We start from the raw sequence: 24,110 nt of genomic DNA, 5'->3' as shown, positions 1-24,110 counted from the left end.
GGTAAGACACCCATTAGTCTATCACCTCATCGCTAAAGATTACCTGTGGCATTTTAGCTTCAATTATACCTCTTTCAATACCCATCTGTAGCAGAAGCCTTACCGCTCGCCTGCCATCTTCTCCATAATCCAGAGTTCGCTGGTTTACATACATACTCACGAACCTCTCAGTTCTTGCCGTGTCCTCTTTTATCTCTCTGGCATACTCTCTGGCAAAGCTGAGGGCTTCACCCCTATTTTCAAGGGCATATTCTATGCTCTTTTTCATGAGTCTCTCCATCTTTTTTATCACTTCCATGCCCAGGTCTTTTCTTATAACGTTGCACCCTAAGGGAAGGGGAAGCCCGGTTTTTTCCATCCACCACTGGCCAAGGTCAAGGAGCTTTTTGAGCCCTCTGTCCCTGTAGCTGAGTTGCCCTTCGTGAATTACCAGCCCGGCGTCAACCCTACCCTCTGCAACCGCATCCAGCACCCTGTCAAAGGGGAGCACAATCTCTTCAAAGTCCGGCTCGTAAAGCTTCAGAACAAGGTATGCGGTGGTGAGTTTACCCGGAATTGCTACCCTTTTACCTTTAAGACTCTCCAAATCTCTCACAGATACTACGATTGGACCATATCCCTCTCCAACGCTTCCACCACTGGGAAGCACGAGATAATTCTCTGCCACATAGGGGTAGGCATGAAAGGAAAGTGCCGACACCTCGTAAGTGCCCTTCAGAGCTTCTCTGTTGAGTGTCTCAATATCCGCAAGCACATGCTCAATCTGGAGACCTTCTGTGTCTACCTTGCCCGTGGTGAGTGCGTAAAACATAAAGGCATCGTCCGAGTCAGGACTGTGGGCTATTCTTATCCTCATGCCTTCTCTCCTTAAAAAGCTCAGGCAGTTTTAAAATATATGCATAAAGCCTCTTCCACTTTGACCACTCCATAGCCGGAATGGCTCCTCCATAAACCTTTCCGCCTTCAAGGCTTTTTGAGACGCCTGCCTTTGCAGAGACAACTGCCCCATCGCCTATTTCCACATGGTCTGCGACACCCACCTGTCCAGCCAGAACTACCCCCCTACCCGTCTTGACGCTACCAGACAGACCCACCTGAGATACAATTATGTTCCCCGCACCTATCCTGCAGTTGTGACCTATCTGAACAAGGTTGTCTATTTTTGTGCCGCTCCCTATTAAGGTCTGGTCTATTAAGGCTCTGTCTATGCATGTGTTGGCTCCTATCTCCACATGGTCCTCTATGACCACCTTCCCAATGTGGTTTAGTTTGAGTATCCCCTCTGGACCCACGTAGTAGCCAAAGCCATCCGCCCCTATCACAGAACCGCTGTGAATTTTTACCCCTTCACCAATCACGCAACCGGGATAGACATGAACACCGCTGAAAAGAACGCTGTTCTTTCCTATTCTCACACCCTCACCTATATAGCAGAAGGGATATACCTTCACGCCATCATCAAGAACTGCACCCTTTCCAAGATAGACAAAAGGACCCACATAGACATCTTTCCCAATGCGAACGCCTTCTTCAATATGGGCCTTTTCAGATATGCCAGAGGGATGCTTCTCTGGATACGCATAGGACAGGAACCTGGCAAGGGCAAGTCTTACCGCTCCTACCCTGATGTAATTGGGGAAATCTACCTCTTCAGAGACCACCAGCACAACTCTCAGACCCTTTAGTTTTTCCACCTGCTCTTTTTCCTGACAGAAAACTACGGTGCCTTCCCTCGGGTTTTCCACAGAAGAGAGGCCTTCTACTTCAAAGTCTGGGTCTCCATACAGCTTCCCCTGCAAGAGCTCAGCAACCTCAGAGAGCTTCATTTTTGCTGGTCAAGCCTCTGGATGACCTCCGCCGTTATGTCTATCTCCGCAGACCTGTATACGAAGGCTGAGCAGTCTAGAATCCCTGTGAAGCCTTGCCTTTTGGCTATGTCCTCTGATATACTCCTCACTCTGGATATTATTTCTTCTTCCATCTTCCCCTTAATTTCTGAAAGCTCCCTCTGAGCCTTCTGCTGGAGCTCCATACCCTCTGCCTCTGCCTTCTGATATTCTCTTATCCTCTGTTCCCTGACGTTCTGGGCAATTCCCTTGCTTTCTATCTGTTTTCTGAGCTCTTCAAGCCTCTTGTTAATCTGGTCCAGTTGCTTCTGATACTCTTCCGCCTTTGTTCTTAGCTGGGTTTCTTTGCCTTTTACCAGCTGAGATTCGGAGAGTATTCTGTTAGGGTCTACGCAGGCGAACTTCTGCTGGGCAAAGCCAAGTGTGGAAACAAAAAGGAACATAATCAGCGATTTCTTCATTCTTTACCTCCTTTAAAAATGATAGCATAGACTCAGACTGCCTCCCTCATTATGTAGGTGGGTTTGAGCTTGTTTTTTACCACCTCAGCGTTTACGAGAACCTTTTTCACGCCACGCATGGAGGGTATCTCAAACATCACATCCAGCATTATTTCCTCCATAATCGCTCTTAGACCTCTTGCACCCGTTTTTCTTCTTATTGACTCCCTTGCTATCTCCACAAGGGCATCATCGGTGAACTCAAGCTCCACCTCTTCCATCTCAAAAAGTTTTTTGTACTGTTTAACAAGGGCATTTCTCGGCTCTACAAGGACCCTTATAAGTTCCTCCTCTGTTAGCTCATCCAGCACTGCAATGACTGGAAGCCTGCCCACAAACTCGGGTATTAGCCCGTAGTGTATAAGGTCGTCCACCTCCACAAAGTGAAGAGGGTTTTCCCCCTTCTCAAACTTTCTTATTTCAGCCTCAAAGCCAACCACTGACTTTCCGAGCCTTCTCTTTACTATGTCTTCAAGCCCAACGAAGGCTCCACCGCATATGAAGAGTATGTCGGTGGTGTCTATCTGTATAAACTCCTGATGAGGATGCTTCCTGCCTCCCTGGGGTGGAACATTAGAAACTGTCCCCTCAATAATCTTCAGGAGCGCTTGCTGAACTCCTTCACCGGAGACATCTCTTGTTATGGAGGGGTTTATACCAGCCTTCTTGGCAATCTTGTCTATCTCGTCAATGTATATTATTCCCCTCTGCGCCGCCTTCACATCATACCCGCAGTTCTGCAAAAGCCTTACCAGCACATTTTCCACATCCTCTCCCACATAACCCGCTTCCGTGAGAGTGGTTGCGTCGGATATGGCAAAGGGCACATCCAGTATCTTTGCAAGGGTTTTTGCCAGAAGGGTCTTGCCAGAACCTGTGGGACCTATCAGGAGTATGTTGCTCTTTTCTACCTCCACGTCGTCAAGGCTCAGTCCCAGTTCTTTTGCCCTTATCCTCTTGTAGTGGTTGTAAACTGCAACAGATAATACCTTCTTTGCCCTTTCCTGACCTATCACATACTGGTCAAGCTGTCTTTTTATTTCCTCCGGGGTAGGGATTTCTTTTGAAAGGTTGTAGCTGAGCTGTTTTTTCTGGTCTTTTATGATGTTGTTGCATACCTCCACGCACCGGTCGCATATGAAGGTGTCGTTGGGTCCTGCAATGAGCACAAGCACCTCGCTCTGAGACCTGCCACAGAAGGAACAGTGATTTTCCTGCCTTTTTCTTGACATATCAGCTCCTCTTCTCTATGACTCTGTCCACTATGCCGTATTCCATAGCCTCCTGAGCAGACATAAAATAATCCCTTTCCACATCTCTTTCAATCTTTTCAAGGGGCTGTCCTGTGTGCTTAGCAAGAATTTCATTCAGCATGTGCTTTATCCTCTTTATCTCCTCCGCGTGAATTATTATGTCTGTTGCCTGACCTGTTATACCTCCCAGAGGCTGGTGAATCATGATTCTTGAGTGTGGCAGGGCATACCTTTTGCCCTTTGCACCTGCGGAAAGAAGAACTGCACCCATGGAGGCTGCCTGACCAAGGCATATGGTAACCACGTCGGGCTTTATATACTGCATGGTGTCGTATATGGCCATGCCGGCAGTAACGGAGCCACCCGGGGAATTTATATACATATATATGTCCTTGTCAGGGTCCTGAGCCTCCAGAAAGAGGAGCTGCGCCACTATGAGGTTCGCTATGTGGTCATCAATGGGAAAGCCAAGCAGGACTATCCTGTCCTGAAGCAGTCTTGAGTATATGTCGTAGGCTCTTTCACCTCTTGGGGTTTGCTCAATAACTATGGGAACAAGCTGGTCAAGTATTTTCATCCTTTTCCTCCTTTTTCTCTTCAATTTCTTTCACAACAGCCTTTGAAACTATATCTTCAAGTGCCTTTTCCCTCTTTATGTCCTCCTCGAGGACAGGTAGCAGGTTTTCTCTCTGCAAAAATTCCCTCATCTCCTCAACAGACCTTTCGTAAGCCTTTGCCAGCTCCTCTATCCTCTTCTGCAGTTCTTCCGCACTTACCTGAATACCTTTCTCCTGAGCATATTTGTCCAGTATGTATCTGAGCTTTATGCTCATGACTGCCTGAGGTGTGAGCTCCTGAGCTATTGCCCTGTAGTCCAGATATTTGGGGTCTATGCCCCACTGGGAAAGTTCCCTGACCCTTCTCTCCACAAGGTGTGAAAGTTCCCTCTGCAGAAGGGTCTGAGGGATGTCAAACTCATGCATCTGAACCAGCTTTATTGCCACTGCATCCGCTATCATGGCCTTCCTCAGGTTTTCAAGTCCTGACCTTACCTCTTCCCTTATCTTCTCTTCTGCCTCTGCCCATGTTTGACCAAGCCCCAGCTCCTTTGCAAAGTCGTTGCTGAGCTCTGGAAGCACCTTTTCCTTTACGCTCTTGAGGGTTATCTCAACCTTTGCCTTTCCTGCAGGCTTGCCCTCCGTATCATAAAGGGTAAGGTCATGAAGCACAAAGCTGTCTCCCTCCCTCTTTCCAATAAGCTCTCTTTCTATCTCTTCTCTGAAGGTCTTTGTTCCTATTACCCCAGAGGTCTCTCCCTCTGTGGTCTCACCACTCTCAGTTTCCTCAACCCTGTAGTCCACAACTGCAAGGTCGCCTTCTCTCACTTCCCTCTCCACAGGCTCCCAGACCGCATGCTCCTCCCTTATCTCCTCTATCCTCTTCCTTACCAGCTCGTCGCTGAACTCAACCTTCCTTATCTCAACCTCAAGACCTTCTAAGTTCTGGAGCTCAAACTCCGGAGGGACTTCAAAGGACACACTGTAGCTGAGTTTCTGGGAAGGCTCTTCCAGCTGAACCTTCTCAAGGTATATGTCAGCAACTGGCCTCAAACCACTTTCCTGTATGGCACCTGCCAGCGTTGCGTTTGCCACTTTCTTGCCCACCTCTTCCTGTATGAAGTCCCTGAACTTGGCTTTTATTACCCAGAGGGGGGCTTTGCCTTTCCTGAAGCCTTCCACCTCCGCATTCTGCCTGAGGTAGTTGTAAACCTCATCCAGAGCAGACCTGACCACATCGCCCTCTACCTCAACCTTAAGGGCTTTAAAAAGTCCCTGTCTGTCTTCTACGCTTACCTTCATACAAACCTCCTGCTTTTGGTGCGGGTGGAGGGAGTTGAACCCTCACGGGCTATGCCCACAGGATCCTAAGTCCTGCGCGTCTGCCAGTTCCGCCACACCCGCTCAGAAATACAAAATTATAACCTGCTTTTAGTCAATTCAACGTGCACTGAGAGCCATATATTTACATAGACTATGGAAAAGTTTATAGAGCTTCCTCTAGACCTTGCTCAGAAGTGCGTAAAGTGTGGACTATGCAAGTCTGTCTGCCCCACCTATCCCTATGTGCAGGAAGAGGCAGGCTTTGCCCGTGGAAGGCTTGCCCTGGCAGAGATGGTGGTAAAAGGAGAATTGCCCCTATCTGAGGAGGTGGCAAGGCAGTGGGACCAGTGTGCCATGTGCAGAAGGTGTGAGTGGATATGTCCCAACAACGTGGAATACAAAGAGATAATGGTAAAAGCGAGGGACATGCAAAGAGAAAGCCTCGGGCAGGGAGTGGTGAAGTCTCTTGGTCTAAAATCCCTTGAACTCATGCAGTCTGGTTTTGGCAGAAAGGCTATAAAGCTCGCCGGAAAGCTCCTGAGTCCGTTGCCCTCGGAGATAAAAACCCCCTTTCCCACCGGTGCAGTGAAGTTTATGCCAAAGCCCACAGCCAGGGCTTTTGGACTGAGGGGCAAGGTCTTTGAGGCTCAGGAGGAGAAGGGAAAGCTCTTATTTTTCACCGGCTGTATGATAGATGCTTTCTACGGAAAGACCGGGGAAAATGTGATAAAGCTCATGAACAGGGCAGGCTATACGGTGGTGGTGCCAGAGGATATAAAGTGCTGTGGTGCTCCACACTACTACTCGGGAAACCTTCAAGCCTTTGAAAGGTTGAGAGACCATAACTTGAAAGAGATGGGGAAATATGACTTCGACGCAGTGGTGGTTGCATGCCCTACGTGCGGGGGAGCCCTGCAGGAGGACTATAAGTTAGACAAGCCAGTGTATGACTTTGCGGAAATCGTCTTCAAAAGTCCCTTGAGGTTTAGAGGCTCAGGAAAGAGGCTGACCTTTCATGTGCCCTGCCATTCATACAGCGCCATGAAGGTAAACGATAAGGTTTTCTATGGAGTTATGGAGAGGGTTGAAGGTGACGAGGTGAGGAAAGCTGAAAAGGACAAATCCTGCTGTGGCTTTGCAGGTCTCTTCTCCATTACAAACCCCAAAATGTCCGACCAGATACAGAGGGAAAAGATAGAAGACCTTCAGAAAACTCAGGCTCAGGTGGTGCTCACCACATGCCCTGGCTGCGTGCTTAACCTCAAGGACGGGGTCAAAAAACACTGCACGGGTCAGGAAGTTATGCACCTTGCGGACTACCTTGCGGAGAACCTTCAGGGATGATAGAATAGAAGAGCATGAGAATACTCGTAACGGGGGGAGCCGGATACATAGGCTCACACATGGTAAAGCTTCTCGGGGAAAGGGGTTACGAGGTTCTTACAGTGGATAACCTCTCTGAGGGAAACCCGTGGGCAGTGTTGTATGGGGACCTCAGGGTGGTGGACCTTCTGAACTACAAAGCCCTTGAAGAGGTCTTGCTTGATTTCAGACCAGAAGCGGTCATACACTTTGCCGCAAAGGTAAAGGTGCCAGAAAGCGTAAGGAAACCTCTCCATTATTACGAGAACAACCTTATGGGCACGGTAAACCTCCTTCAGGCTATGCGGAGGGCAGGGACTGAGTATCTCGTCTTTTCTTCAACCGCCGCCGTCTACGGAATTCCGGAAAGAATACCCGTAAGAGAGGAAGACCCCACAGTTCCCATAAACCCCTACGGATGGAGCAAGCTCTTTGCAGAGCAAGCAATAAGAGACTTTTCTCATGCCACAGGGCTGAAGTATGTTATTCTCAGATACTTTAACGTGGCAGGAGCAGACCCTGAGGGAAAGATAGGTCAGGTAAGCAAGGAGCCCACCCATCTCATACTGAGGGCTGTAAAAGTGGCAACCGGTCAGATACCCTACCTTGAGGTCTTTGGCACCGATTATCCCACAACAGACGGGACATGCATAAGGGACTTTGTGCACGTTATGGACCTCTGTGAGGCACACCTCGATGCCCTCAGTTATCTGCAGGAGGGTGGAAAGCCAGACATCTTCAACGTGGGTTACGGCAGAGGATACTCGGTGCTGGAGGTGATAAACAGGGTAAGGGAGGTTTCGGGGGTGGACTTTGAGGTAAGGTATGCACCAAGGCGTGAGGGAGACCCTCCAGCTCTAGTGGCAGACAGCACAAAGATAAGGGAAAGGCTCGGCTGGAAGCCAAAATACGAAGACCTCCCATATATAATAAAGACCGCCCTTGATTGGGAAAAGTCCTATATTTATTCTGAATGATAGAGTTTGAAATTCTGGAAAGGTTGAAGGAGATAAGAGACCCGGAGATACCCATAGATATAGTGAACCTGGGGCTCATATACGGTGTGCAGTTAAAGGAGAATGTGGCATACGTGGACATGACGCTCACGGTCCCTTCCTGCCCTGCAAGGGGCTTCTTCGCCCAACATATAAGAGAACACCTCCTCAAAAACTTTCCACAGTTAAAAGATGTTGTGATAAACTTTGTATTTGAGCCTGCCTGGAGCAGGGATAAGATATCTGAGGAAGGCTTGCAGAAACTCAGGAGTATGGGATGGAATATCTGAAGGATAAGTTCAGGGCGCTTGCAGAAGCCATCGAAAGGGAGTCTGTGCTTGTCCACCGTGCTGCCCTTGTGGATGGATACAGGGACATACACAAACTCAGCAAACTGGGCATTGACAAGGTAATAAAGAAGGCAACTCAGTTTGGCGGGAAAAAGGGTGCGAAGATACTCAAAGAAAGGTATGGCATATACACAGACAGACTGGATGAAGCCCTCGATGTGCTGACAGTCATAGCAGAATCCTCAAGGCTTCTGGATGTGTTTGAATATGACCTTGACAGGATGGAGATAAGAGTTGATGGCTCAATTCTCGTTGAAGCCGTTGGGCAGAGCAAAAACCCCGTATGTGAGCCTATGGCTGGCTTCTTTGAAGGTTTTCTTGGCGAGCTTCTGGAGAGAAAACTGAGCGTTAAGGAAATTGCCTGCAAGGCTCAGGGACATGAAAGGTGTGTTTTCAAGATAACTCTCAAGTAGCATGGTGGTAATCAAGGTCAGGACCACAAAACATACCAGTTTTGTAAACATAACAAGTCAGGTCCGAGAAATAGTGAAGGCATCCGGTGTAAAATCGGGCATATGCCTTGTCTATGTCCCTCATACAACTGCCTGTGTCCTTATAAATGAGGGTGCAGACCCTGATGTGATAAAGGATATAGCTTACTCCATAGAGAAGCTGGTTCCATGGAGGGACGCCTATGCCCACTCGGAAGGGAACTCTGCAGCGCACATAAGGAGTGCCATAATAGGCAACTCAAGGGTCATACCCATAGAGGATGGAGACCTTGTCCTGGGCACCTGGGAAGCCATATTCCTTACAGAGTTTGATGGTCCAAGGGAAAGAAAGGTAGTGGTTAAAATCATAAGGGAAGAATAAGCATGAAGCTAATCTTGCTCCTGATTATGCTCGCTGGTTTAGCGTTTCCAAGAGAAGTTCCTTTTACGCAGGAGGACAGGGACAGGATTATAAGACTTGAGGAAGGACAAAAACATCTTCAGAAGCAGATAGATGACCTTAAAAAGCAGATAGATGACCTTAAAAGAGACACACAGCGTCAGTTTGATGAACTCAGAACCTTCCTTTACTGGGGCTTTGGCATACTTTTTGGAGGCATGGAGATACTAATAGGCTTTGTATTGCTAAAAGAAGAAGGACTTGTGTAGGAGGTAAAGTATGGAATATGTGCTGGCTTTTCTGGTTTTGATAGGTGTGCTCATATGGTTTCATGAGCTCGGGCACTTTCTCATGGCAAGGCTCTTTGGTGTCAGGGTGGATATATTTTCCATAGGCTTTGGTCCTGTGCTTTTCAGCAAAAGGGTTGGGGACACTGAATACAGGGTGTCCGTCCTTCCCCTTGGTGGCTTTGTCAAGCTCTACGGGGAGGAGGAGCAGATTCAGGACCCGAGAGCCTTTTCCTCAAAACCCAACTGGCAGAAGATACTCATAGCCTTTGGAGGACCCCTGTTTAACTTTATTCTCGCCATAATTCTATTTGCCCTTATATCAGTGGTAGGCAGAGAAGTGCCGAAATATCTTTCTGAGAAGCCCCTTGTGGGCCATGTGGTAGAAAACAGCATAGCCCATAAACTGGGCATAAGGGAGGGGGACATCATAATAGAAGTCAATTCAAAACCTGTAGATAAATGGAGAGATGTGGAAAAGGTGGTCTTTGAAAATATACTCAGCAAAAGCTGGACAGTAAAGGTCCTCAGAGACGGCAGGGAATTAAGCCTTCATGTGAAAGACAGCATAAGTAGGTCTGCAGGCTTTGGTGCAGAGCCGTGGCTTCCCGCCGTGATAGGAAGGGTGGTGGAAGATAGTCCTGCAAGTCAGGTGGGGCTTCAGGCTGGGGACAGAATACTCCGGGTTAACGGTCGTGAGGTAAGGGGCTGGTATGAGCTTGTAAGGCTTATAAGAGAATCTGGGGACAGACCAATAACCCTCGCCATACAGAGGGGAGAGTATATGGAGGAAAAGACGGTCATTCCAAAAGTAGACCAGAGGACAGGTCTGCCAGTTCTGGGTATAGCTCCCCACGTGGAAAGAGAGGAAAGCAGAGAGCCACCACTGCAGGCTTTTATTGATGGAGTTCAGAGAACCTATATGCTGAGCCTTCTTTCTCTGAAAGCTCTCTGGAGTCTTATAACGGGCGGTCTGTCCATAAAGACCCTTGGGGGCCCCATAGCCATAGCTCAGCTGGCAGGTGAGTCCGCACAGCAGGGCATACTTCCCTTTGTGGGCATGATGGCTTTTATATCCGTTCAGCTTGCCATATTCAATCTCATACCCCTTCCCGTTCTTGATGGAGGTCTTATACTTCTGTTTCTTATGGAATCCATAAGAAGGAAGCCTTTCTCACCAAGGTTCAAAGAGGTATGGGTAAAGGCCGGCTACGCCATAATAATAGCCCTTGCGGGCTTTGTGATAATAAACGACATACTGAGAATACTGAGCGGCGGAAGGCTCTAAAAGGGCCTTTCCGGGACCTTTTCCCAGTCTTTTATGAAAAGTTCCATGCCCTTATCGGTAAGAGGGTGCTGGAAGAGCTTTTTCATGACTTCAAATGGCATGGTGCATATGTCTGCACCTATAAGGGCTGCCTCCACCACATGCATGGGATGTCTCACACTGGCAACTATAATCTCTGTGTCCACTATGTCGTAGTTGTCAAATATCTGCTTCACCTCCCTTATAACCTTCATTCCATCGCTTGAAACATCGTCTATTCTACCTATGAAGGGAGATACAAAGCTTGCACCCGCCTTCGCTGCGATAAGGGCCTGAGCAGGTGAAAAAACAAGGGTGACGTTTGTGGGTATACCCTCAGATTCCAGAACTTGAACCGCCTTCATGCCTTCAGGAGTCATGGGTATCTTAACCACCACGTTGTCGCCCAGCTCCGCCAGCATCCTTCCCTCCCTTATCATGCCCTCTGCATCCCTTGAGACTGTCTCAAGGCTCACTGGACCGTCCACCAGCTGGAGTATCTCCTTAGCCACTTCCAGAAAGGGTCTTCCTGTTTTTGCTATCAGGCTCGGGTTGGTGGTCACACCGTCAAGTATGCCCCATTCAATAGCCTGTTTTATTTCGTCCACCATACCGGTATCAAGGAAAAACTGCATAACTTACACCTCCTGAAGTATTCTCTGGTGCCTAACAACACCCACAAACACCTTCTTAATTATACCATCCTTAACCACAAGGGTTGTAGGCGTTGCCATGATTCCCAGCTCTTTTGCCTTCTGGAAGCCCTCGGGCTTTGCCACATCCATCTCTATAATTGTCAATTTCTCCTTGAGTTTTTCTATTTCGGGCTTCATCAGCTTGCAGGCTCCGCATCTCTCAGAATAGAAGTAAACTATCCCATCCCTTAGTATTTCAGTTTTCCTTCCAAGCATCTTCTTGCTCCTCATGCCTGCGTAAAATCTCAAGCCCAGCATCAGTCCAAAGAAAAGAGCCAGAAAAAGTGCAATGAGCTTCAGGATGTTCTCCACTCTTATCCCCTCCTTACAGGTGTTAGACCAAGGGCTTTATGCAGGCTCTTTAGTTCCTCTTTTGTCATGTCCCTCCACTGACCTGGCTTGAGATTCCCCAGCCTTACAGGTCCTATGGCGACCCTTTTTAGCCTTGTAACTCTGTGCCCGAAGCTGGAGACAAACCTCTTTACTATATGCTTTCTCCCCTCATGGAAAACCAGTTCTATAAGGCTCATATCTTTTTCATGCTTTATAAGTCTGACACTGTCTGGTTTTGCAGGACCATCTTCAAGCAAAGCACCTTTTTTCATGGCGTCAATCGTATCTTTGCTCACTTTCCCAGAAACCCAGACAAGGTAGGTCTTCGGAAGTTTGTGCCTGGGGTGCATTATCCTGTGAGCAAGCTCGCCATCGTTGGTAAGTATGAGAAGCCCCTCTGCATTGTAGTCAAGCCTTCCTGCGGGATAGACCTTTTCAGGGATATCCTTTATCAGCTCCTCAATGGTCTTTTTGCCATCTCTGGGTGGTCCAAGGGCAGTTAGATAACAGCAGGGCTTGTAGAGGATTATGTATCTGCATCTTAGAGGCTTTACTTCTTTTCCATCCACCTCCACCACGTCCTTCTGCGGGTCTACTCTCCATCCCAGCTCTTTCACCACAAGCCCATTCACCTTTACCCTTCCCTGCAGTATAAGCTCATCTGCCCTCCTTCTTGAAGCAACTCCGCACATGGAGAGATATCGGTTCAGTCTTACCAGTATCGCTCCTCCTTCCATGGGTCACCCCTCATGTTATAACCCCTTTGCTCCCAGAAGCCCGGCACATCCTCATCAATCAATTCTATACCCCACACATACTTGGCACTCTTCCAGGCGTAGAGCTTTGGAACTATAAGCCTGAGTGGGTAGCCGTGTCTCAGAGGTATGGGTTTTCCATACATTTTATAGGCCAGTATGCTGTCCTCTTCGTAGAGGTATTGGAGTGGTAAGTTTGTGGTGTATCCTTCCAGACAGTGAACCATAACATACCTTGCGGTGGGCTTTGGCTTTGCAAGGCTGAGTATGTATGAGGTCTGCACACCTTCCCATTCTATCTCCTTTACGCTCCATCGCGTAACGCAGTGAAAGTCCGCTATGAGCTCTACAGAGGGTAGTTTTAGGAGCTCTTCGTAGGTAAGCTCAAGGGGATTCTCCACAAGACCGAACACTCTGAAGCGATAACCCTTAACATCCCAGCTGGGGATTTCCTCTACTATGTCATAGACTATGGGCGCAGATATCCATCTCTGACCGGGCGGAAGCCTGTCTTCCTTGAGGTTTATGGGGCTAACAATAATTTTTTTCTCCATGCTCTTTTATTATAGGCTTTAACTTCCACCATTCACTGCTTTCTGTCATCCTGACTTGACAATAAATAAGTAATCGCTTACTATATAAATCATGTTTTACATATCAAGGGTAAGCATACCCTTTTTCTTTCTGGCTATATCTGATCTTCTTTACTCTTTGATAATCAAGAGCCTTCAGCTTGACCAAAAAGCCGTTTGGATAGTTGCGGTTTTTGGCTTTGTGGCCCATACCATAATGTCCGCCATGTATCAGATAGTTCCCAACTCTCAGGGCAGGCCTCTCGGACTTCAGTGGCTTTCCTACCTGGTCTTTGTCCTCAGTTTCCTTGCCTCTCTTCTTTTTTACTCTTTCCAGACGCTCCACGCAAGCCTCTTATATGCCTTTGCCTCTTTACTCTTTACAGTAAACATACTGATATCCGTAAGAAACTGGCAACCTGTAACTGTTAAGTTCCTTGGTCTTGGCACCTTCTACCTTCTTCTTGCCAGCATTTTTCTTCTTCTTTCAGAACTTGGCTATCTTCCCCTTGCACTTGCAGTGCATACGCTTACTCTGGGTTTTATGTTAAATGTGGTTGTTGGTGTTGAGCTTGCGTGGATACCCATGCTTTATATGGAACCTCTCAACATAGTCCTGAGTAGAAGGCTTTTCTACCTGAGCCTTTTATACCTTCCTCTTTTTCTTCTAAGCCTTTATTTCCTTAACTACAGGCTTGTTTCCCTCGCAAGCCTTCTAGTGCTTGCTTTTGCTGGATACTTTCTATACATACTCTACTCGGTATTTTCCAGAAGACGCATGCCTAAGGAGATTCCCCTTGTGGTAAGGTATTTTCTCTTGGCCCTCATCATATTGCCCTTCGGTCTTCTTCTCGGCTCTATAATGGCAGGTGAGGGACTTGTTTCCTTTCTTCTTCCCATACATTTTGACCTTCTAATTTACGGCTTTACTGGAATAACCATAATGGGCGGGCTTGCACACCTCTATCCGAGGATTGTTTACAACTGGAGGTTCTCTGGAATACGGGGGATTTCCATATCAGACCTTCTTGATGAAAAGGCTCTGAGAAGAATTCTCCCCTTATTACCTTTCAGCCTTTCATGGATGGTCTTTGCAGATGCTTATGGCAAGCCCATTTCTTTCTTCTCAAACTTTCCTTATCTAATTCTCTGGCTGTATTTTATGGTGTCAGTCCTCATAAAATCCCTTCTTTTCAGACCTACCAGCTAAAATCTCTCCCCAGATACACTTCTCTCACATCCTCCCTCTCGCTCACCTCGTGGGGCTCACCCTCTGCAAGTATCATACCATCGCTTATTATGTATACCCTGTCCACCATCCTTATAGTTTCCCTGACGTTATGGTCTGTTATGAGAACTCCTATGTTCTGATGTTTGAGGCTCATAATCATGGACCTTATGTCTGAGAGCATTATGGGGTCTATACCGGTGAAGGGTTCATCAAAGAAGATGTATCTTGGCCTGGGTATCAGGGACCTTGCCACTTCAAGCCTTCTCTTCTGACCCCCTGAGAGCCTCCCCGCCTTTTGATTCCTGAGCTCCCAGAGCCCAAAGTCTGCAAGAAGCTCCTCTGCTCTCACAAGCTGTGATTCTCTTCCCTCTTCAAAAAACTCAAGGAATATGAGGAGGTTCTCAAGGACTGTAAGGTCTTCAAAGGTTGTATGCTCCTGAGGAAGGAAGGTTATTCCCTTTCTTGCCCTTTTATGGGCTGGTAGATGGGTTATATCTTCACCCTCAAGCTCTATCCTCCCGCCATCAACGGGTAAAAACCCCACAAGGCAGTTAAAGAGCGTTGTTTTACCGGCACCGTTTGGACCAAGAAGCCCCACTATCTCTCCTCTTCTAAGCTCAAGGTCTACCCCTCTTAAAATTTCCCTTTTTCTAAAGCTCTTTTTTATCTCCCTTGCAACCAGCACCTTAAAGATTTTAAACTATTGGCATGATACCCATAAAGGATGTCAACCCTCACAGGAGCTTTCCTGTGGTAAACCTTGGCATCATACTTACCTGTTCCGTTGTGTGGCTTTATGAAGTAAGCCTTTCTGATGAGAGGTTGAATCTTTTTATATATTACTACGGGCTTGTCCCTGCCGACCTTTTTGAAAGACCTCAAACGCTTCTCACACACATGTTCCTCCACGGAAGCTGGCTCCACATAATAGGCAACATGTGGTTTCTCTGGGTATTTGGGGACAATGTGGAGGACAGAATGGGCAGGCTCAAGTATCTTCTTTTCTATATTCTGTCAGGACTAGGCGCGGCTCTAATTCAGATGCTTGTCAGCCTGCTTTTTGGCGGGGCCGAAATTCCTATGGTGGGTGCCAGTGGTGCCATAAGCGGTGTTCTTGGTGCATATCTCTGGATGTTTCCCCATGCCCGCATACTCGCCCTTGTTCCCATTTTCTTTTTTCTTACCTTTATGGAGCTTCCTGCAGTCTTCTTCATAGGCCTGTGGATACTCATACAGGTCATAAACGGGCTCATAACCCTCCCCCTTATGGGTGTTGGAGGCGTGGCATGGTTTGCCCACATAGGAGGGTTTGTGGTAGGTTATTTGCTTGCCAAGAAAATGTTCAGGAGAAGATGGTATTAAATTGAAAAAGACCAAACGAATGGTTACTAAAGGACCTGAACCGTATATTTTGAATATTCAAAAGTAAGCGTGAACTTGTTTATCATTTTGCCCTCTACTTCTGCCACAGGATACATGAATTCATTAAGAAATTCCCCGCTTGACATGGGCGGCTTCAGTTGAAAATCTCTTGCATAGTTGAAAGCGACCCAGTGCACATCCCATCCACCAAACATAAAGTTTCTAATTCTCTTCACCTTTGGGTGATTCAGGTCAAGTTTCTCTTCAAGCATAAGCTTCCTTACATCTGCAGGGTCTGCAGGTATCCATTTTCCCAGATAAAATTCTGCTCTGCAGTGCTGCGCTTTTGTAGCGTCTCCCTGAACCTTTGATATGCCCTCTGAAAGCTTGGAGGTTAAAACTCTTAAACCAAAAATCTCTCTTGCAGGAATGCCTGAGGCTCTGCACAGGGCAACAAATAGAGAATTTATGTCTGTGCATTTTCCTCCAAAGTATCCGCTCTCCAACATGCTCTTTACGTCTCCAACACCACAACCAAGAACTTTCGGGTCTCTAAAAGTGTTTTCAACTACCCAGTCGTATATTGCCTTCGCCTTCTGTAAATCTGTCTTTGCCCCCTTCGTTATTTTATCTGCATACTCCTTTACTATACCATCCGTCTGTATATGTTGTGTTGGTTTAAGGTAAAAAGCTACGTCTTCTGGTATTTTTGTATTATTAGAGGGTAAGGTTTTCCAGTTTATGCTATCTCTATTCCAGATTTCAACATAAAAACTTACTTCGGCAAACTTTTTCTCTGAACCACTTTGAAATTCTAAATACACGATGGGCGCCTGGTATACATCGTCTTTTGTCAGAAGAACCTTCGAAGCGTTAGTCTCTATTTCCAAATCAACCAGTCTCTGGTAAGTTGCGTTCGTAGGAGCTGGAACCCACAGCCTTGTGGTGTCTTTAAAAGCCAGATTTGTAGAGTAAGTAAGTTTCAAACTTTTTCTGTCCCTTAATCCTGTGCCTGATGTTGTTCTGACTGGTATGGAAATGAGTGCAAGTCCGTAAGCAGCTCCTTTTAAGAAGGTTCTCCTGTCCATTTTTGACCTCCTTCTGGATTCGATTTCACGATTAATATACGGCGGTCCATTGTATGTATCATCAGATTTATTCAAAGTATTTGGAGAAATTATTTGAAAATTTTGTAACTTTGTTACAGACAATAAAAAATAGTCTTTCCATAATCTAAATAAAACTCCACAAGGAGGTGCTGTCATGAAAAAGTTTGTAGCCATAGGAGTCATGGCAGGTCTCAGTCTTGCACTGGCAGAAGCCTTTAAAGTAGCTCCTGAAAAATACAGGAGCTGGAACCATGTAAAAAGCATGGTTATATTTGACCAGAAGCATCCCCTCTTTAACCCCTTCAGCGGTGTTCATCATGTTTACGTAAACGATAAGGGGCTGGAGACCATCAAGAAGGACGGGAAAAGAAACTTCCCCGATGGAACGGTCATAGCTATAGTTTTCTACGAACATGTGCCGGACAACGGAGCCTATGTAGAGGGTGCAAAGAGGATAGAGGCTTTTATGGTTAAGGACAGTAAGAAGTATAAGTCTACAGATGGCTGGGGATATTATGGTTATGATGGTAAGGGGAACAATCTGGTAAAGGACATGGCAAAGGACTGTCATGCCTGTCACGCTCAGGTTAAGGACAGAGACTTTGTCTTTTCTGTTTGGACTAAATAGAACCTATGGGCGGGTTATTCCTGCCCGCCTTTTGAGAGCTTCATGGTCTTTAATTAGCAACCTACCTCTGCAGAGCTCTATAAGTCCATCCCTTTCAAGCTCCTTTAAGACTCTGCTGACCACTACCCTCACACTTCCCACATCTCTGGCTATCTCCTCGTGAGTTTTTTGAATAAAACTCCTTCCTTCAGCTTCTGAAAGTAGATAGTTTATGAGCCTCTCTTCAACCCTTTCTGACACCATTGAATTGAGCATACCCGTCACGGAGAGCAAATTCTCTGAAAGGACATTCATGAAAAGGCTCCTCCACAAGTGGTTTTCCTCAAACCATCTCAGAGCAAGGTCGCCAGGAACCATGAAAATCAGGGAGTTTTCTTCAGCCCTTGTGTAAGCCGGGTATTCATTACCTGAATAAACTGTAATCATGGCAAGCATGCACATCTGACCGGGCTTTACCCTGTAGAGGGTTAGCTCCCTGCCTGAGTCAGATATAAGGTAAACCTTCAGCTCACCTTCCTTTACGAATGGCACGGCGGGACAGAGACTTCCTTCAGAAAAGAGCAATGACCCTTTATCAATCTTTACTGGATGAAACATCCCCTCCAGAAGACTCTCTACTTTTTCCAACCACATGCCTTAAAATATAAGGTATGACACCCTTCTTCACCGAAAAAGCTCCCAAGCCCATAGGTCCCTATTCTCAGGCAATTTCGGCGGGTGGATTTCTATTTCTGTCGGGTCAGATAGGCATTGACCCTGACACGGGAAAGCTCAGAGAAGGCTTCAAAGAGCAGGCAAGGCAGGTCTTTGAGAACATAGATGCAATTCTGCAGTCCGCGGGCATAGACAGAAGTAGAATTGTGAGAGTTGTAGTGTATCTGAAGGATATGGGACTTTTCAGAGAGTTTAACACCCATTACGAAGAATATTTCAGAGATGTTCCTGTAAAGCCTGTGAGAACTACAGTTGAGGTGAGTGGTCTCCCACTTGGCGCCCTTCTTGAGGTTGAGGTAACTGCACTTATGGACAAAGAGAGATAACTTAATAACCATGATACCCTCCGACCTTGAACCACCACACGATGAACTTGCAGAAAGAGCAGTTCTGGGTGCAATAATAGCGGACCCGGAAACAATGCCCACCGTGCTTGAGTATCTGAAAGAAGAGGATTTCTACCTTGAAAACCACAGACTGCTCTTTTCTCTGCTTTATAAGGTATGGGAAGATAAGGGCAAAGACTGGGATGACATAGTTTTGCGGGAGTATATAGAAAAGAGAGGTCTTAAGGAAAGGCTGGACATGGGCCTCATCTATGCCCTTGTGGAGGAGGCAGCAACGGGTAGCCTTCTTGAGGAAGCCATAAGGAATGTGAAGGAAAAATCTGGTCTCAGACGCCTTATGGACCTATCTCTCAGCGTGCTTAAGGGTATAAAGGAGGAGCCGGACCTTGAAAACCTTCTCGAGCTCCTCAATACAAGGCTCATAGAAATATCAGAAAAACAGCTTGTAAGCCACTACTGGCATATAAGAGACGTGGCAAGGGATGTGATTGATATAATAGAGAAGCACAGAAAGCAGGAAAAGCTCATAACAGGGAGGGCTACAGGTTTTCTTGACCTTGATACCTTGACCACTGGCTTTCATCCCTCTGACCTTGTTATAGTGGCCGCAAGGCCCGGCATGGGCAAGAGCAGCTTCATGCTTTCCATGGCCATAAACATGGCCATGCAGGAGAAGGTGCCAGTGGTCATATACTCCCTTGAGATGAGCAAAGAGCAGCTCGTTATGAGAGCCCTTTCAGTGCTTTCTGATGTCCCTCTTCAGAATATAAGGAGAGGTTTTATAAACGAAGAGGACAGAAACAGGCTTATATCCGCTGCCCTTGACCTTTCAAGGTGTGAGATATACATAGACGATACACCCGGACTCTCCACCACCGACGTCAGGATAAAGACCAGAAAGCTCAAAAAGGAAAAGGGCGTGGAAGTGGTCTTTGTAGACTACCTTCAGCTACTGAGACCTCCAGCAAGAAGAGCATCCAGGCAGGAGGAGGTGGCTGAAATCTCAAGAAACCTCAAGGCTCTGGCAAAGGAACTTTCCATGCCAGTCATTGCCCTTGCCCAGCTCTCCCGTCAGGTAGAACACAGGTCTGATAAAAGGCCCCAACTGGCAGACCTCAGGGAGTCTGGACAGATTGAACAGGACGCTGACCTTATAATCTTCATACACAGACCCGAATACTACAAAAGGAACCCTTCTCCAGAAGAGCTTGGGGTTGCGGAAATCATAGTGGCAAAGCAGAGACAGGGTCCTACTGGAATAGTAAAGGTTGCTTTCCTCAAAGATACAGCCAGCTTTAAACCCCTTCTGGCTGGCTTCTCTCCTGCTGTGGAAAGTTATGAACCTGAGCCTGAGGATTTTTCAGAGGAGGAGCTTGACCTGGACTTTTAGCTTATAATCTTCCTGATGCTCAGCATGACAGGTTATGGCTCAGGAACCTTTGAAAACGATAAATGGATGGTCAATGTATTTGTGAGAAGTCTGAACGGCAAAGCTCTGGAAATCTTCATAAAGTCCAACTACAATCTCATGTCTCTTGAATTTTCAATGAGAAAACTGGTAAAGGAGTATGTAAGAAGGGGAACTATCAACCTTCACGTTGAGGTAAAGAGAAAGGAAATAATTGAACCCGTGAGTCTGGAAACCCTGTTTACCAACATAAACTTCTTCAAGATATTGAGGGAGAAGCTGAGCCTGAGTGTAAGCGATGACACCATACTTCAGCTTGCCGCAAGGTTCTCCGAATTTCCCAAGGAAGAGATAGACCCTGCCCTTGAGGAAGCCATTTCCTGCGCACTGACGGATGCTCTCAAAGAGCTTCTTAACAGAAGAGCGGAAGAGGGAGAGCACATAAGAAGAGATATGGAAGATAGACTTGCAAAGATTGAGAGCCTGCTTCAGGAGATAATGAACAGCAGACAAGAAGTTTATGAGAAGGTAAAAAAGAGAGTAATGGAAAAGGCAAGAGAACTTGGACTTTCTGAAGACAATGCCCTTGTGCTCAATGAAATCGCCCTTATACTCTCCAAAATGGATGTGGAGGAAGAGATAACGAGGTTTAGAGCTCACCTGAGCAAAAGCAGGGAGCTTTTTAAATCACAGGATGATGTGGGAAGAAAGCTGGAGTTTCTCTTTCAGGAGATGCACCGCGAGATAACCACCCTTTCCAACAAACTGCCAGACCTTTCGCCTCTGGCGGTGGAGATAAAGACGGAGATTGACAGGCTCAAGCAACAGGTGGCAAACGTGGAGTAAGTGATATAATATATATACCTTAGCGGGCGTAGCTCAGTGGTGGAGCGGCTGCTTGCCATGCAGCAGGTCGCGGGTTCGAGTCCCGTCGCCCGCTTTTAGGCAACGTGGCCGAGCGGCTAGGCGAGGGACTGCAAATCCCTTCTACGGCGGTTCGAATCCGCCCGTTGCCTCAAAAAGGTAAAAATTAAGGAGGTTTTTTATGCCCAACACGAAGCAGGCTGAAAAGCGTATGAGAAGAGACGCAAAGAGGAGAATAAGAAACAGGTATCATCTCTCAAAGATGAAAACCTACATAAGAAAGTTCAGAAGAATGGTGGAGGCCGGTCAGTTGGAGGAAGCTAAAGAGTTTTTGCCTGAAGTGGTAAGTATCATCTACCACACGGCGTCCAAAGGTGTTATACACAAAAACGAGGCAGCAAGGAGAGTTTCAAGGGTTAGCCTTCTTCTCAACAAGGCCCTTCAGAAGGTTCAGGGGCAGGTAAGCTAAAGGCTCTTTAAGCAGCAGTAAAAGCGCCCAGTATAGTAGAATAGCAAGCGGTATAGCATAGAGTGTTTCATAGGGAGAAGGGTTTATAACAATAAGGAAAAGAGACATAAGGATAGTTGCAAGAAGGGTCTTTAAAAGTGTATTGGCATAATCCCGTGTCTCCAGACTTTTGTCTTTCCATAGGTAAAGAAGAAGGCTAAACCCAACGAGAGATGAGCTGGCGGTTCCAAGGGCAAGACCTACAACACCGAGCTTAAAGAGGAAGGCAAATATAAAAGCGAGAAGGCCTTCCGCAGTAATCGCAAAGAGTGAAGACAGGACTGGAGTTCTGGTATCTCCCTTTGCAAAGAAAACACTTGACAGCACCTTTTGAAGAGAAAAGAACAGAAGACCAAGCGAATACACTGCAAGCACCTTACTGGCTATGGCTATATCTTCCTCTGAGAACTTGCCCCTTCCGTAGAGCAGGGCTATTATCTGACGGGAAAGCACAAGTAGACCACCAGTAGCTGGAATAGAAAGCAGGGTTATAAACCTGAAGGCAAGGGTTATGTTCTTTCTGGGGTCATGCCCGCCGGATAGAATAGAAAGAAGAGAGTTTGCCATACCTACCGAGAGAGCACCCAGCGGAAGTTGAAATATTCTGTTGGCAAAGTAAAGGTAGGATATGGCACCGAGGGTCAGAAAAGAGGCAAGAAAGGTGTCTATGAAAAAAGAGAGCTGGGCAACGCCAAAGCCCATAAGGGCAGGCAGAAGCCTTTTCAGAAGAAGGTGCAGGTCTGCATCTCTCTGAAAGGTCAGTCTGGGAATGAGTCCCTGAGAGATGGCTGATGGGATGTGAAAAAGTAGCTGAGCAAAACCTCCCACAACCACTCCTATAACAAGAGCCATATAACCAAGGCTGTGGGCAGTAAGGGCTATACACACAGCCATCACTATGTTAAAAACGGCCTGAGCAAAGGCAGGAACAAAAAAGACCCCCCTTGTATTGAGCACGGCCATGAAAAAGGCGCTCAGCCCTACAAAAAAGAGATAGCTAAACAGAAACCTTGCCATAAACACAGCCAGCTCAAAGTAGCTCTTTTCCACCACACCGGGGGCTATAAGCCTTATAACCCACTCTGCAAAGATTATGCCGGTAAGGGTCACCAGCAGGTTAAAGAGCGTGTAGTAAGTAAAGACAGAGTTGAGAAGAGGTCTCTCAGTGCCCTCTTTTAATCTCTGGGCAAAGATGGGAACAAAGGCGGCGTTAAAGCCGCCCTCTCCAAAGAGCCTTCTGAAGGTGTTGGGAAGCCTGAAGGCTACAAAGAAGGCGTCGGTAATCTGAGAAACCCCAAAGTAGTAGGCTATCATGGCATCCCTTACATATCCAAGAATTCTACTCAGAAGGGTGGCTGTGGAGAATGAAACAGAGTGTCTAAGGAGAGCCATCTGCAAAGTTCCAGACTTTACTGGGTTCGTAGCCTTCGCAGGGGAAAAAGGTTCTGTGAGCGGGATTGTCTCGTGAAGGGGTAGCATAAACCTCACCGTAATTTTCTAAATTTGCACACTCTAAAATTGTAGGATTTGCATTATTAAACTTTTCCTGAATGGTTTTCAGCAACTCCTCTAAATCTACAAAGACAGATAGACCGCACATCTTACATGCTAACTCCTCTATTACTCGCCCACTCCTATCAATGGCTCGCTTCCTGAAAAGTTTAGGTTTGCTTACAAAATAGGGGTATGCATCCCACCAATCCCTCTCAAATCTATAGTAAACTCTACCCTTTTTCTCTTTACTGCTGTTTAGTATCTTCTTCGGGCAGATATCCTTTATAGTATCCACAACTCTGTGAATATCCGGTTCTATTTTACCCTCTCTTTTCAAATCTTCCAATTGCTTTATATACTCATACCTGGCGCACATATTTTGTATTACTCTATTATTTTGTGAGGTAAGGGTGGAAGTATAAGTCCTGCCTCTCTCTTTAGCATATCCACAACATGTCTGATGTATGGGTATACAAGGAGCAATCCAGAGTTTTTTGCATAAGCATTCAAGACATTCTTATGTGGTATTTCTCCTTCCTTGACTTTCAATGTGAGTAAATAGGAAATTCTAATGTCTAATCTTTTCCCAGATACAGAAAATGTCTCCGCATATGTATATGCAAACTCAACCCGTGATTCAGATCTAGTAAATGTCCTTACAGAGAGGTCTACATCTACATTTACTTCAACTTTTTCATCATCTTCGGAGGGCACATCTGACAAAAACTCCAACTTGCGAAGCCTTACAGATTCTATTTCAATACGCTCCAGAAAGTTTCTAAGCGACTCTTTTAACTTCTCTTTACTACGCCGCATACAACAATTCTCGCTCAGTCAGATAGATTGGAGTGTAGTCGTATTCCGTTACGATCTTGGGTTCGGATTTTATTGAATCAGTATAAGCACGCCTGAAGGTGTAAAACTCATCAAGTTCAATAAGTTTCCTGAAATTCCTGTCAAACATTTTCACAAATTTCTTGTATACTCTAAGAGCCTCTTCTGAGCTGTCAGGTCTTGGTAGGTATATATCCCCAGGGGGCACTTTATATCCTCCATTCCCCTTCTCCAAAACCCTCACAGTTTCGTATGTGTCATACCTGCGCTCACACAGCCAGAGAACACCCCGATTAAACAATTCCTTTAGTGGTTTAACACCCCTCAAATATTCTGCAGTCAATTCAGGCTCAAGCTCAAGGAGAAACCAGTGTTCGCCCTCTTCCAGACTTTTCACCCACAGCAAGTAAAGACTTCCGTCGGTGGATACTAGCTCTACGGGTGTATCTATGACGCTCAGAGGCACGAAGTGCCCTGCGAATTTACCCTCTATGTTTATTCTTTCCTTCTCCCAGATATATCTCACCTTCTGCACCTCTTTTTTCCCAATGCCGGAGGCGGGAGTCGAACCCGCACGCCCTCACGGGCACTGCCCCCTCAAGACAGCGCGTCTGCCAGTTCCGCCACTCCGGCTCAGATGGTATA

General features: G+C 46.6%; 31 protein-coding genes and 4 tRNA genes. 16 read left to right on the top strand and 19 right to left on the bottom strand.

What is annotated here, in order from left to right:
- Window positions 1-13 precede the first annotated feature (13 nt).
- The 7 genes from ACKRDP_RS03545 to ACKRDP_RS03515 all read right to left on the bottom strand — a co-directional run bounded on the left by ACKRDP_RS03545 (window position 14) and on the right by ACKRDP_RS03515 (window position 5,561).
- Complete coding sequence (locus tag ACKRDP_RS03545) at window positions 14-856, bottom strand: menaquinone biosynthesis family protein (RefSeq protein WP_409153377.1); 843 nt, start codon at window positions 854-856, stop codon at window positions 14-16.
- On the bottom strand, window positions 828-1,826 hold the full coding sequence (gene lpxD, locus ACKRDP_RS03540) for a UDP-3-O-(3-hydroxymyristoyl)glucosamine N-acyltransferase (protein WP_409153376.1): 999 nt from the start codon (window positions 1,824-1,826) through the stop codon (window positions 828-830). The genes ACKRDP_RS03545 and lpxD overlap by 29 nt, the downstream gene beginning before the upstream one ends.
- A complete protein-coding gene (locus ACKRDP_RS03535; RefSeq protein WP_409153375.1) occupies window positions 1,823-2,308 on the bottom strand; it encodes an OmpH/Skp family outer membrane protein in 486 nt (161 codons plus the stop codon). The genes lpxD and ACKRDP_RS03535 overlap by 4 nt, the downstream gene beginning before the upstream one ends.
- A gap of 32 nt (window positions 2,309-2,340) precedes the next feature.
- The gene (gene clpX / locus ACKRDP_RS03530) at window positions 2,341-3,579 is read right to left on the bottom strand and encodes an ATP-dependent Clp protease ATP-binding subunit ClpX (protein WP_409153374.1); all 1,239 of its coding nucleotides are present in this window, start codon (window positions 3,577-3,579) and stop codon (window positions 2,341-2,343) included.
- A gap of 1 nt (window position 3,580) precedes the next feature.
- A complete protein-coding gene (gene clpP / locus ACKRDP_RS03525) occupies window positions 3,581-4,177 on the bottom strand; it encodes an ATP-dependent Clp endopeptidase proteolytic subunit ClpP (protein WP_409153373.1) in 597 nt (198 codons plus the stop codon).
- Window positions 4,164-5,459 (bottom strand): trigger factor, encoded by a 1,296-nt coding sequence (gene tig, locus ACKRDP_RS03520; RefSeq protein ID WP_409153372.1) that lies wholly within the window; start codon window positions 5,457-5,459, stop codon window positions 4,164-4,166. The genes clpP and tig overlap by 14 nt, the downstream gene beginning before the upstream one ends.
- A gap of 16 nt (window positions 5,460-5,475) precedes the next feature.
- Window positions 5,476-5,561 (bottom strand) — tRNA-Leu (locus ACKRDP_RS03515).
- 72 nt (window positions 5,562-5,633) lie between these two features.
- Between ACKRDP_RS03515 and ACKRDP_RS03510 the strand changes: the two genes are divergently transcribed.
- Genes ACKRDP_RS03510 through rseP form a run of 7 tightly spaced genes read left to right on the top strand, consistent with a single transcriptional unit; the run spans window position 5,634 to window position 10,593 of the window.
- Window positions 5,634-6,824, top strand: a complete 1,191-nt coding sequence (locus ACKRDP_RS03510) for a (Fe-S)-binding protein (protein WP_409153371.1) — start codon at window positions 5,634-5,636, stop codon at window positions 6,822-6,824.
- A 14-nt stretch (window positions 6,825-6,838) separates the two neighbouring features.
- The gene (gene galE, locus ACKRDP_RS03505) at window positions 6,839-7,819 is read left to right on the top strand and encodes a UDP-glucose 4-epimerase GalE (protein WP_409153370.1); all 981 of its coding nucleotides are present in this window, start codon (window positions 6,839-6,841) and stop codon (window positions 7,817-7,819) included.
- Window positions 7,816-8,127 (top strand): metal-sulfur cluster assembly factor, encoded by a 312-nt coding sequence (locus ACKRDP_RS03500; RefSeq protein ID WP_409153369.1) that lies wholly within the window; start codon window positions 7,816-7,818, stop codon window positions 8,125-8,127. Before galE ends, ACKRDP_RS03500 begins: the two co-directional genes overlap by 4 nt.
- Window positions 8,115-8,600 carry a V4R domain-containing protein gene (locus ACKRDP_RS03495; RefSeq protein ID WP_409153368.1) on the top strand — a complete coding sequence of 162 codons (486 nt, stop codon included), beginning with the start codon at window positions 8,115-8,117 and terminating at the stop codon, window positions 8,598-8,600. Before ACKRDP_RS03500 ends, ACKRDP_RS03495 begins: the two co-directional genes overlap by 13 nt.
- A gap of 1 nt (window position 8,601) precedes the next feature.
- Complete coding sequence (locus ACKRDP_RS03490; protein WP_409153367.1) at window positions 8,602-9,000, top strand: secondary thiamine-phosphate synthase enzyme YjbQ; 399 nt, start codon at window positions 8,602-8,604, stop codon at window positions 8,998-9,000.
- A gap of 2 nt (window positions 9,001-9,002) precedes the next feature.
- The gene (locus ACKRDP_RS03485; RefSeq protein WP_409153366.1) at window positions 9,003-9,287 is read left to right on the top strand and encodes a hypothetical protein; all 285 of its coding nucleotides are present in this window, start codon (window positions 9,003-9,005) and stop codon (window positions 9,285-9,287) included.
- 10 nt (window positions 9,288-9,297) lie between these two features.
- Window positions 9,298-10,593 carry an RIP metalloprotease RseP gene (gene rseP / locus ACKRDP_RS03480; RefSeq protein ID WP_409153365.1) on the top strand — a complete coding sequence of 432 codons (1,296 nt, stop codon included), beginning with the start codon at window positions 9,298-9,300 and terminating at the stop codon, window positions 10,591-10,593.
- Here the strand turns inward: rseP and fsa are convergent.
- The 4 genes from fsa to ACKRDP_RS03460 are packed head-to-tail and all read right to left on the bottom strand — an operon-like array spanning window position 10,590 to window position 12,948.
- Entirely contained in the window at window positions 10,590-11,246 is a 657-nt protein-coding gene (gene fsa / locus ACKRDP_RS03475; RefSeq protein ID WP_409153364.1) for a fructose-6-phosphate aldolase, read from the bottom strand. The genes rseP and fsa overlap by 4 nt on opposite strands.
- 3 nt (window positions 11,247-11,249) lie before the next feature.
- Complete coding sequence (locus ACKRDP_RS03470) at window positions 11,250-11,618, bottom strand: thioredoxin family protein (protein ID WP_409153363.1); 369 nt, start codon at window positions 11,616-11,618, stop codon at window positions 11,250-11,252.
- A gap of 2 nt (window positions 11,619-11,620) precedes the next feature.
- Window positions 11,621-12,376, bottom strand: coding sequence for a pseudouridine synthase (locus ACKRDP_RS03465; RefSeq protein WP_409153362.1), 756 nt, complete (start codon window positions 12,374-12,376; stop codon window positions 11,621-11,623).
- Complete coding sequence (locus tag ACKRDP_RS03460) at window positions 12,352-12,948, bottom strand: sulfite oxidase-like oxidoreductase (protein ID WP_409153361.1); 597 nt, start codon at window positions 12,946-12,948, stop codon at window positions 12,352-12,354. The genes ACKRDP_RS03465 and ACKRDP_RS03460 overlap by 25 nt, the downstream gene beginning before the upstream one ends.
- A 91-nt stretch (window positions 12,949-13,039) precedes the next feature.
- Here ACKRDP_RS03460 and ACKRDP_RS03455 point away from each other — a divergent pair, with 91 nt between their 5' ends.
- Window positions 13,040-14,176, top strand: a complete 1,137-nt coding sequence (locus ACKRDP_RS03455) for a hypothetical protein (protein WP_409153360.1) — start codon at window positions 13,040-13,042, stop codon at window positions 14,174-14,176.
- Here the strand turns inward: ACKRDP_RS03455 and lptB are convergent.
- Window positions 14,166-14,882: an LPS export ABC transporter ATP-binding protein gene (lptB, locus tag ACKRDP_RS03450; RefSeq protein WP_409153359.1), complete on the bottom strand. Its 717-nt coding sequence runs from the start codon at window positions 14,880-14,882 to the stop codon at window positions 14,166-14,168. The genes ACKRDP_RS03455 and lptB overlap by 11 nt on opposite strands.
- 23 nt (window positions 14,883-14,905) lie before the next feature.
- On the opposite strand from lptB, the gene ACKRDP_RS03445 reads away from it, so the two are divergent.
- Window positions 14,906-15,559 (top strand): rhomboid family intramembrane serine protease, encoded by a 654-nt coding sequence (locus ACKRDP_RS03445; protein ID WP_409153358.1) that lies wholly within the window; start codon window positions 14,906-14,908, stop codon window positions 15,557-15,559.
- A gap of 26 nt (window positions 15,560-15,585) precedes the next feature.
- Here the strand turns inward: ACKRDP_RS03445 and ACKRDP_RS03440 are convergent, their stop codons facing one another.
- Window positions 15,586-16,842 carry a transglutaminase-like domain-containing protein gene (locus ACKRDP_RS03440; RefSeq protein WP_409153357.1) on the bottom strand — a complete coding sequence of 419 codons (1,257 nt, stop codon included), beginning with the start codon at window positions 16,840-16,842 and terminating at the stop codon, window positions 15,586-15,588.
- On the opposite strand from ACKRDP_RS03440, the gene ACKRDP_RS03435 reads away from it, so the two are divergent.
- Entirely contained in the window at window positions 16,823-17,296 is a 474-nt protein-coding gene (locus ACKRDP_RS03435) for a cytochrome P460 family protein (protein ID WP_409153356.1), read from the top strand. The genes ACKRDP_RS03440 and ACKRDP_RS03435 overlap by 20 nt on opposite strands.
- A gap of 3 nt (window positions 17,297-17,299) precedes the next feature.
- Here the strand turns inward: ACKRDP_RS03435 and ACKRDP_RS03430 are convergent, their stop codons facing one another.
- Complete coding sequence (locus ACKRDP_RS03430; RefSeq protein WP_409153355.1) at window positions 17,300-17,929, bottom strand: Crp/Fnr family transcriptional regulator; 630 nt, start codon at window positions 17,927-17,929, stop codon at window positions 17,300-17,302.
- A 17-nt stretch (window positions 17,930-17,946) separates the two neighbouring features.
- Here ACKRDP_RS03430 and ACKRDP_RS03425 point away from each other — a divergent pair, with 17 nt between their 5' ends.
- The 6 genes from ACKRDP_RS03425 (at window position 17,947) to rpsT (ending at window position 21,098) form a co-directional block, all read left to right on the top strand.
- Window positions 17,947-18,336 carry a Rid family detoxifying hydrolase gene (locus tag ACKRDP_RS03425; protein ID WP_409153354.1) on the top strand — a complete coding sequence of 130 codons (390 nt, stop codon included), beginning with the start codon at window positions 17,947-17,949 and terminating at the stop codon, window positions 18,334-18,336.
- A gap of 10 nt (window positions 18,337-18,346) precedes the next feature.
- Window positions 18,347-19,747: a replicative DNA helicase gene (gene dnaB / locus ACKRDP_RS03420; protein ID WP_409153353.1), complete on the top strand. Its 1,401-nt coding sequence runs from the start codon at window positions 18,347-18,349 to the stop codon at window positions 19,745-19,747.
- A gap of 15 nt (window positions 19,748-19,762) precedes the next feature.
- A complete protein-coding gene (locus ACKRDP_RS03415; RefSeq protein ID WP_409153352.1) occupies window positions 19,763-20,611 on the top strand; it encodes a YicC family protein in 849 nt (282 codons plus the stop codon).
- A 22-nt stretch (window positions 20,612-20,633) separates the two neighbouring features.
- Window positions 20,634-20,705 (top strand) — tRNA-Gly (locus ACKRDP_RS03410).
- A 4-nt stretch (window positions 20,706-20,709) separates the two neighbouring features.
- Window positions 20,710-20,781 (top strand) — tRNA-Cys (locus ACKRDP_RS03405).
- A gap of 29 nt (window positions 20,782-20,810) precedes the next feature.
- Window positions 20,811-21,098 (top strand): 30S ribosomal protein S20, encoded by a 288-nt coding sequence (gene rpsT / locus ACKRDP_RS03400; protein ID WP_409153351.1) that lies wholly within the window; start codon window positions 20,811-20,813, stop codon window positions 21,096-21,098.
- On the opposite strand, the gene murJ is transcribed toward rpsT, so the two are convergent.
- The 5 genes from murJ to ACKRDP_RS03375 all read right to left on the bottom strand — a co-directional run bounded on the left by murJ (window position 21,039) and on the right by ACKRDP_RS03375 (window position 24,098).
- A complete protein-coding gene (gene murJ, locus ACKRDP_RS03395; RefSeq protein WP_409153350.1) occupies window positions 21,039-22,529 on the bottom strand; it encodes a murein biosynthesis integral membrane protein MurJ in 1,491 nt (496 codons plus the stop codon). The genes rpsT and murJ overlap by 60 nt on opposite strands.
- The gene (locus ACKRDP_RS03390; protein WP_409153349.1) at window positions 22,516-22,968 is read right to left on the bottom strand and encodes a hypothetical protein; all 453 of its coding nucleotides are present in this window, start codon (window positions 22,966-22,968) and stop codon (window positions 22,516-22,518) included. The genes murJ and ACKRDP_RS03390 overlap by 14 nt, the downstream gene beginning before the upstream one ends.
- 47 nt (window positions 22,969-23,015) lie before the next feature.
- Window positions 23,016-23,447, bottom strand: a complete 432-nt coding sequence (locus tag ACKRDP_RS03385; RefSeq protein WP_409153348.1) for a hypothetical protein — start codon at window positions 23,445-23,447, stop codon at window positions 23,016-23,018.
- Complete coding sequence (locus ACKRDP_RS03380) at window positions 23,437-23,991, bottom strand: hypothetical protein (protein ID WP_409153347.1); 555 nt, start codon at window positions 23,989-23,991, stop codon at window positions 23,437-23,439. The genes ACKRDP_RS03385 and ACKRDP_RS03380 overlap by 11 nt, the downstream gene beginning before the upstream one ends.
- A 23-nt stretch (window positions 23,992-24,014) precedes the next feature.
- Window positions 24,015-24,098 (bottom strand) — tRNA-Leu (locus tag ACKRDP_RS03375).
- Window positions 24,099-24,110 lie beyond the last annotated feature (12 nt).

Origin of the sequence: Pampinifervens navoyensis (assembly GCF_046159715.1) — a bacterium.
Lineage (GTDB): Bacteria > Aquificota > Aquificia > Aquificales > Aquificaceae > Pampinifervens.
The sequence above is the reverse complement of the archived record's forward strand: the minus strand, read 5'-3'. Positions and strand labels throughout refer to the sequence as shown.

Excerpts from the sequence above, each read along its gene's own strand:
- ACKRDP_RS03485 (WP_409153366.1), top strand. The coding sequence starts at position 9,003 with ATGAAGCTAATCTTGCTCCTGATTATGCTCGCTGGTTTAGCGTTTCCA.
- ACKRDP_RS03440 (WP_409153357.1), bottom strand. The coding sequence starts at position 16,842 with ATGGCTACAAACTTTTTCATGACAGCACCTCCTTGTGGAGTTTTATTT.
- rpsT (WP_409153351.1), top strand. The coding sequence starts at position 20,811 with ATGCCCAACACGAAGCAGGCTGAAAAGCGTATGAGAAGAGACGCAAAG.
- galE (WP_409153370.1), top strand. The coding sequence starts at position 6,839 with ATGAGAATACTCGTAACGGGGGGAGCCGGATACATAGGCTCACACATG.
- clpX (WP_409153374.1), bottom strand. The coding sequence starts at position 3,579 with ATGTCAAGAAAAAGGCAGGAAAATCACTGTTCCTTCTGTGGCAGGTCT.
- clpP (WP_409153373.1), bottom strand. The coding sequence starts at position 4,177 with ATGAAAATACTTGACCAGCTTGTTCCCATAGTTATTGAGCAAACCCCA.
- ACKRDP_RS03385 (WP_409153348.1), bottom strand. The coding sequence starts at position 23,447 with ATGCGGCGTAGTAAAGAGAAGTTAAAAGAGTCGCTTAGAAACTTTCTG.
- ACKRDP_RS03500 (WP_409153369.1), top strand. The coding sequence starts at position 7,816 with ATGATAGAGTTTGAAATTCTGGAAAGGTTGAAGGAGATAAGAGACCCG.
- ACKRDP_RS03465 (WP_409153362.1), bottom strand. The coding sequence starts at position 12,376 with ATGGAAGGAGGAGCGATACTGGTAAGACTGAACCGATATCTCTCCATG.
- ACKRDP_RS03495 (WP_409153368.1), top strand. The coding sequence starts at position 8,115 with ATGGAATATCTGAAGGATAAGTTCAGGGCGCTTGCAGAAGCCATCGAA.
- ACKRDP_RS03430 (WP_409153355.1), bottom strand. The coding sequence starts at position 17,929 with ATGTGGTTGGAAAAAGTAGAGAGTCTTCTGGAGGGGATGTTTCATCCA.
- ACKRDP_RS03460 (WP_409153361.1), bottom strand. The coding sequence starts at position 12,948 with ATGGAGAAAAAAATTATTGTTAGCCCCATAAACCTCAAGGAAGACAGG.
- ACKRDP_RS03510 (WP_409153371.1), top strand. The coding sequence starts at position 5,634 with ATGGAAAAGTTTATAGAGCTTCCTCTAGACCTTGCTCAGAAGTGCGTA.
- rseP (WP_409153365.1), top strand. The coding sequence starts at position 9,298 with ATGGAATATGTGCTGGCTTTTCTGGTTTTGATAGGTGTGCTCATATGG.
- ACKRDP_RS03445 (WP_409153358.1), top strand. The coding sequence starts at position 14,906 with ATGATACCCATAAAGGATGTCAACCCTCACAGGAGCTTTCCTGTGGTA.
- ACKRDP_RS03425 (WP_409153354.1), top strand. The coding sequence starts at position 17,947 with ATGACACCCTTCTTCACCGAAAAAGCTCCCAAGCCCATAGGTCCCTAT.
- murJ (WP_409153350.1), bottom strand. The coding sequence starts at position 22,529 with ATGGCTCTCCTTAGACACTCTGTTTCATTCTCCACAGCCACCCTTCTG.
- lpxD (WP_409153376.1), bottom strand. The coding sequence starts at position 1,826 with ATGAAGCTCTCTGAGGTTGCTGAGCTCTTGCAGGGGAAGCTGTATGGA.
- ACKRDP_RS03535 (WP_409153375.1), bottom strand. The coding sequence starts at position 2,308 with ATGAAGAAATCGCTGATTATGTTCCTTTTTGTTTCCACACTTGGCTTT.
- dnaB (WP_409153353.1), top strand. The coding sequence starts at position 18,347 with ATGATACCCTCCGACCTTGAACCACCACACGATGAACTTGCAGAAAGA.
- ACKRDP_RS03455 (WP_409153360.1), top strand. The coding sequence starts at position 13,040 with ATGTTTTACATATCAAGGGTAAGCATACCCTTTTTCTTTCTGGCTATA.
- ACKRDP_RS03490 (WP_409153367.1), top strand. The coding sequence starts at position 8,602 with ATGGTGGTAATCAAGGTCAGGACCACAAAACATACCAGTTTTGTAAAC.
- fsa (WP_409153364.1), bottom strand. The coding sequence starts at position 11,246 with ATGCAGTTTTTCCTTGATACCGGTATGGTGGACGAAATAAAACAGGCT.
- ACKRDP_RS03415 (WP_409153352.1), top strand. The coding sequence starts at position 19,763 with ATGCTCAGCATGACAGGTTATGGCTCAGGAACCTTTGAAAACGATAAA.
- tig (WP_409153372.1), bottom strand. The coding sequence starts at position 5,459 with ATGAAGGTAAGCGTAGAAGACAGACAGGGACTTTTTAAAGCCCTTAAG.
- ACKRDP_RS03545 (WP_409153377.1), bottom strand. The coding sequence starts at position 856 with ATGAGGATAAGAATAGCCCACAGTCCTGACTCGGACGATGCCTTTATG.
- ACKRDP_RS03435 (WP_409153356.1), top strand. The coding sequence starts at position 16,823 with ATGAAAAAGTTTGTAGCCATAGGAGTCATGGCAGGTCTCAGTCTTGCA.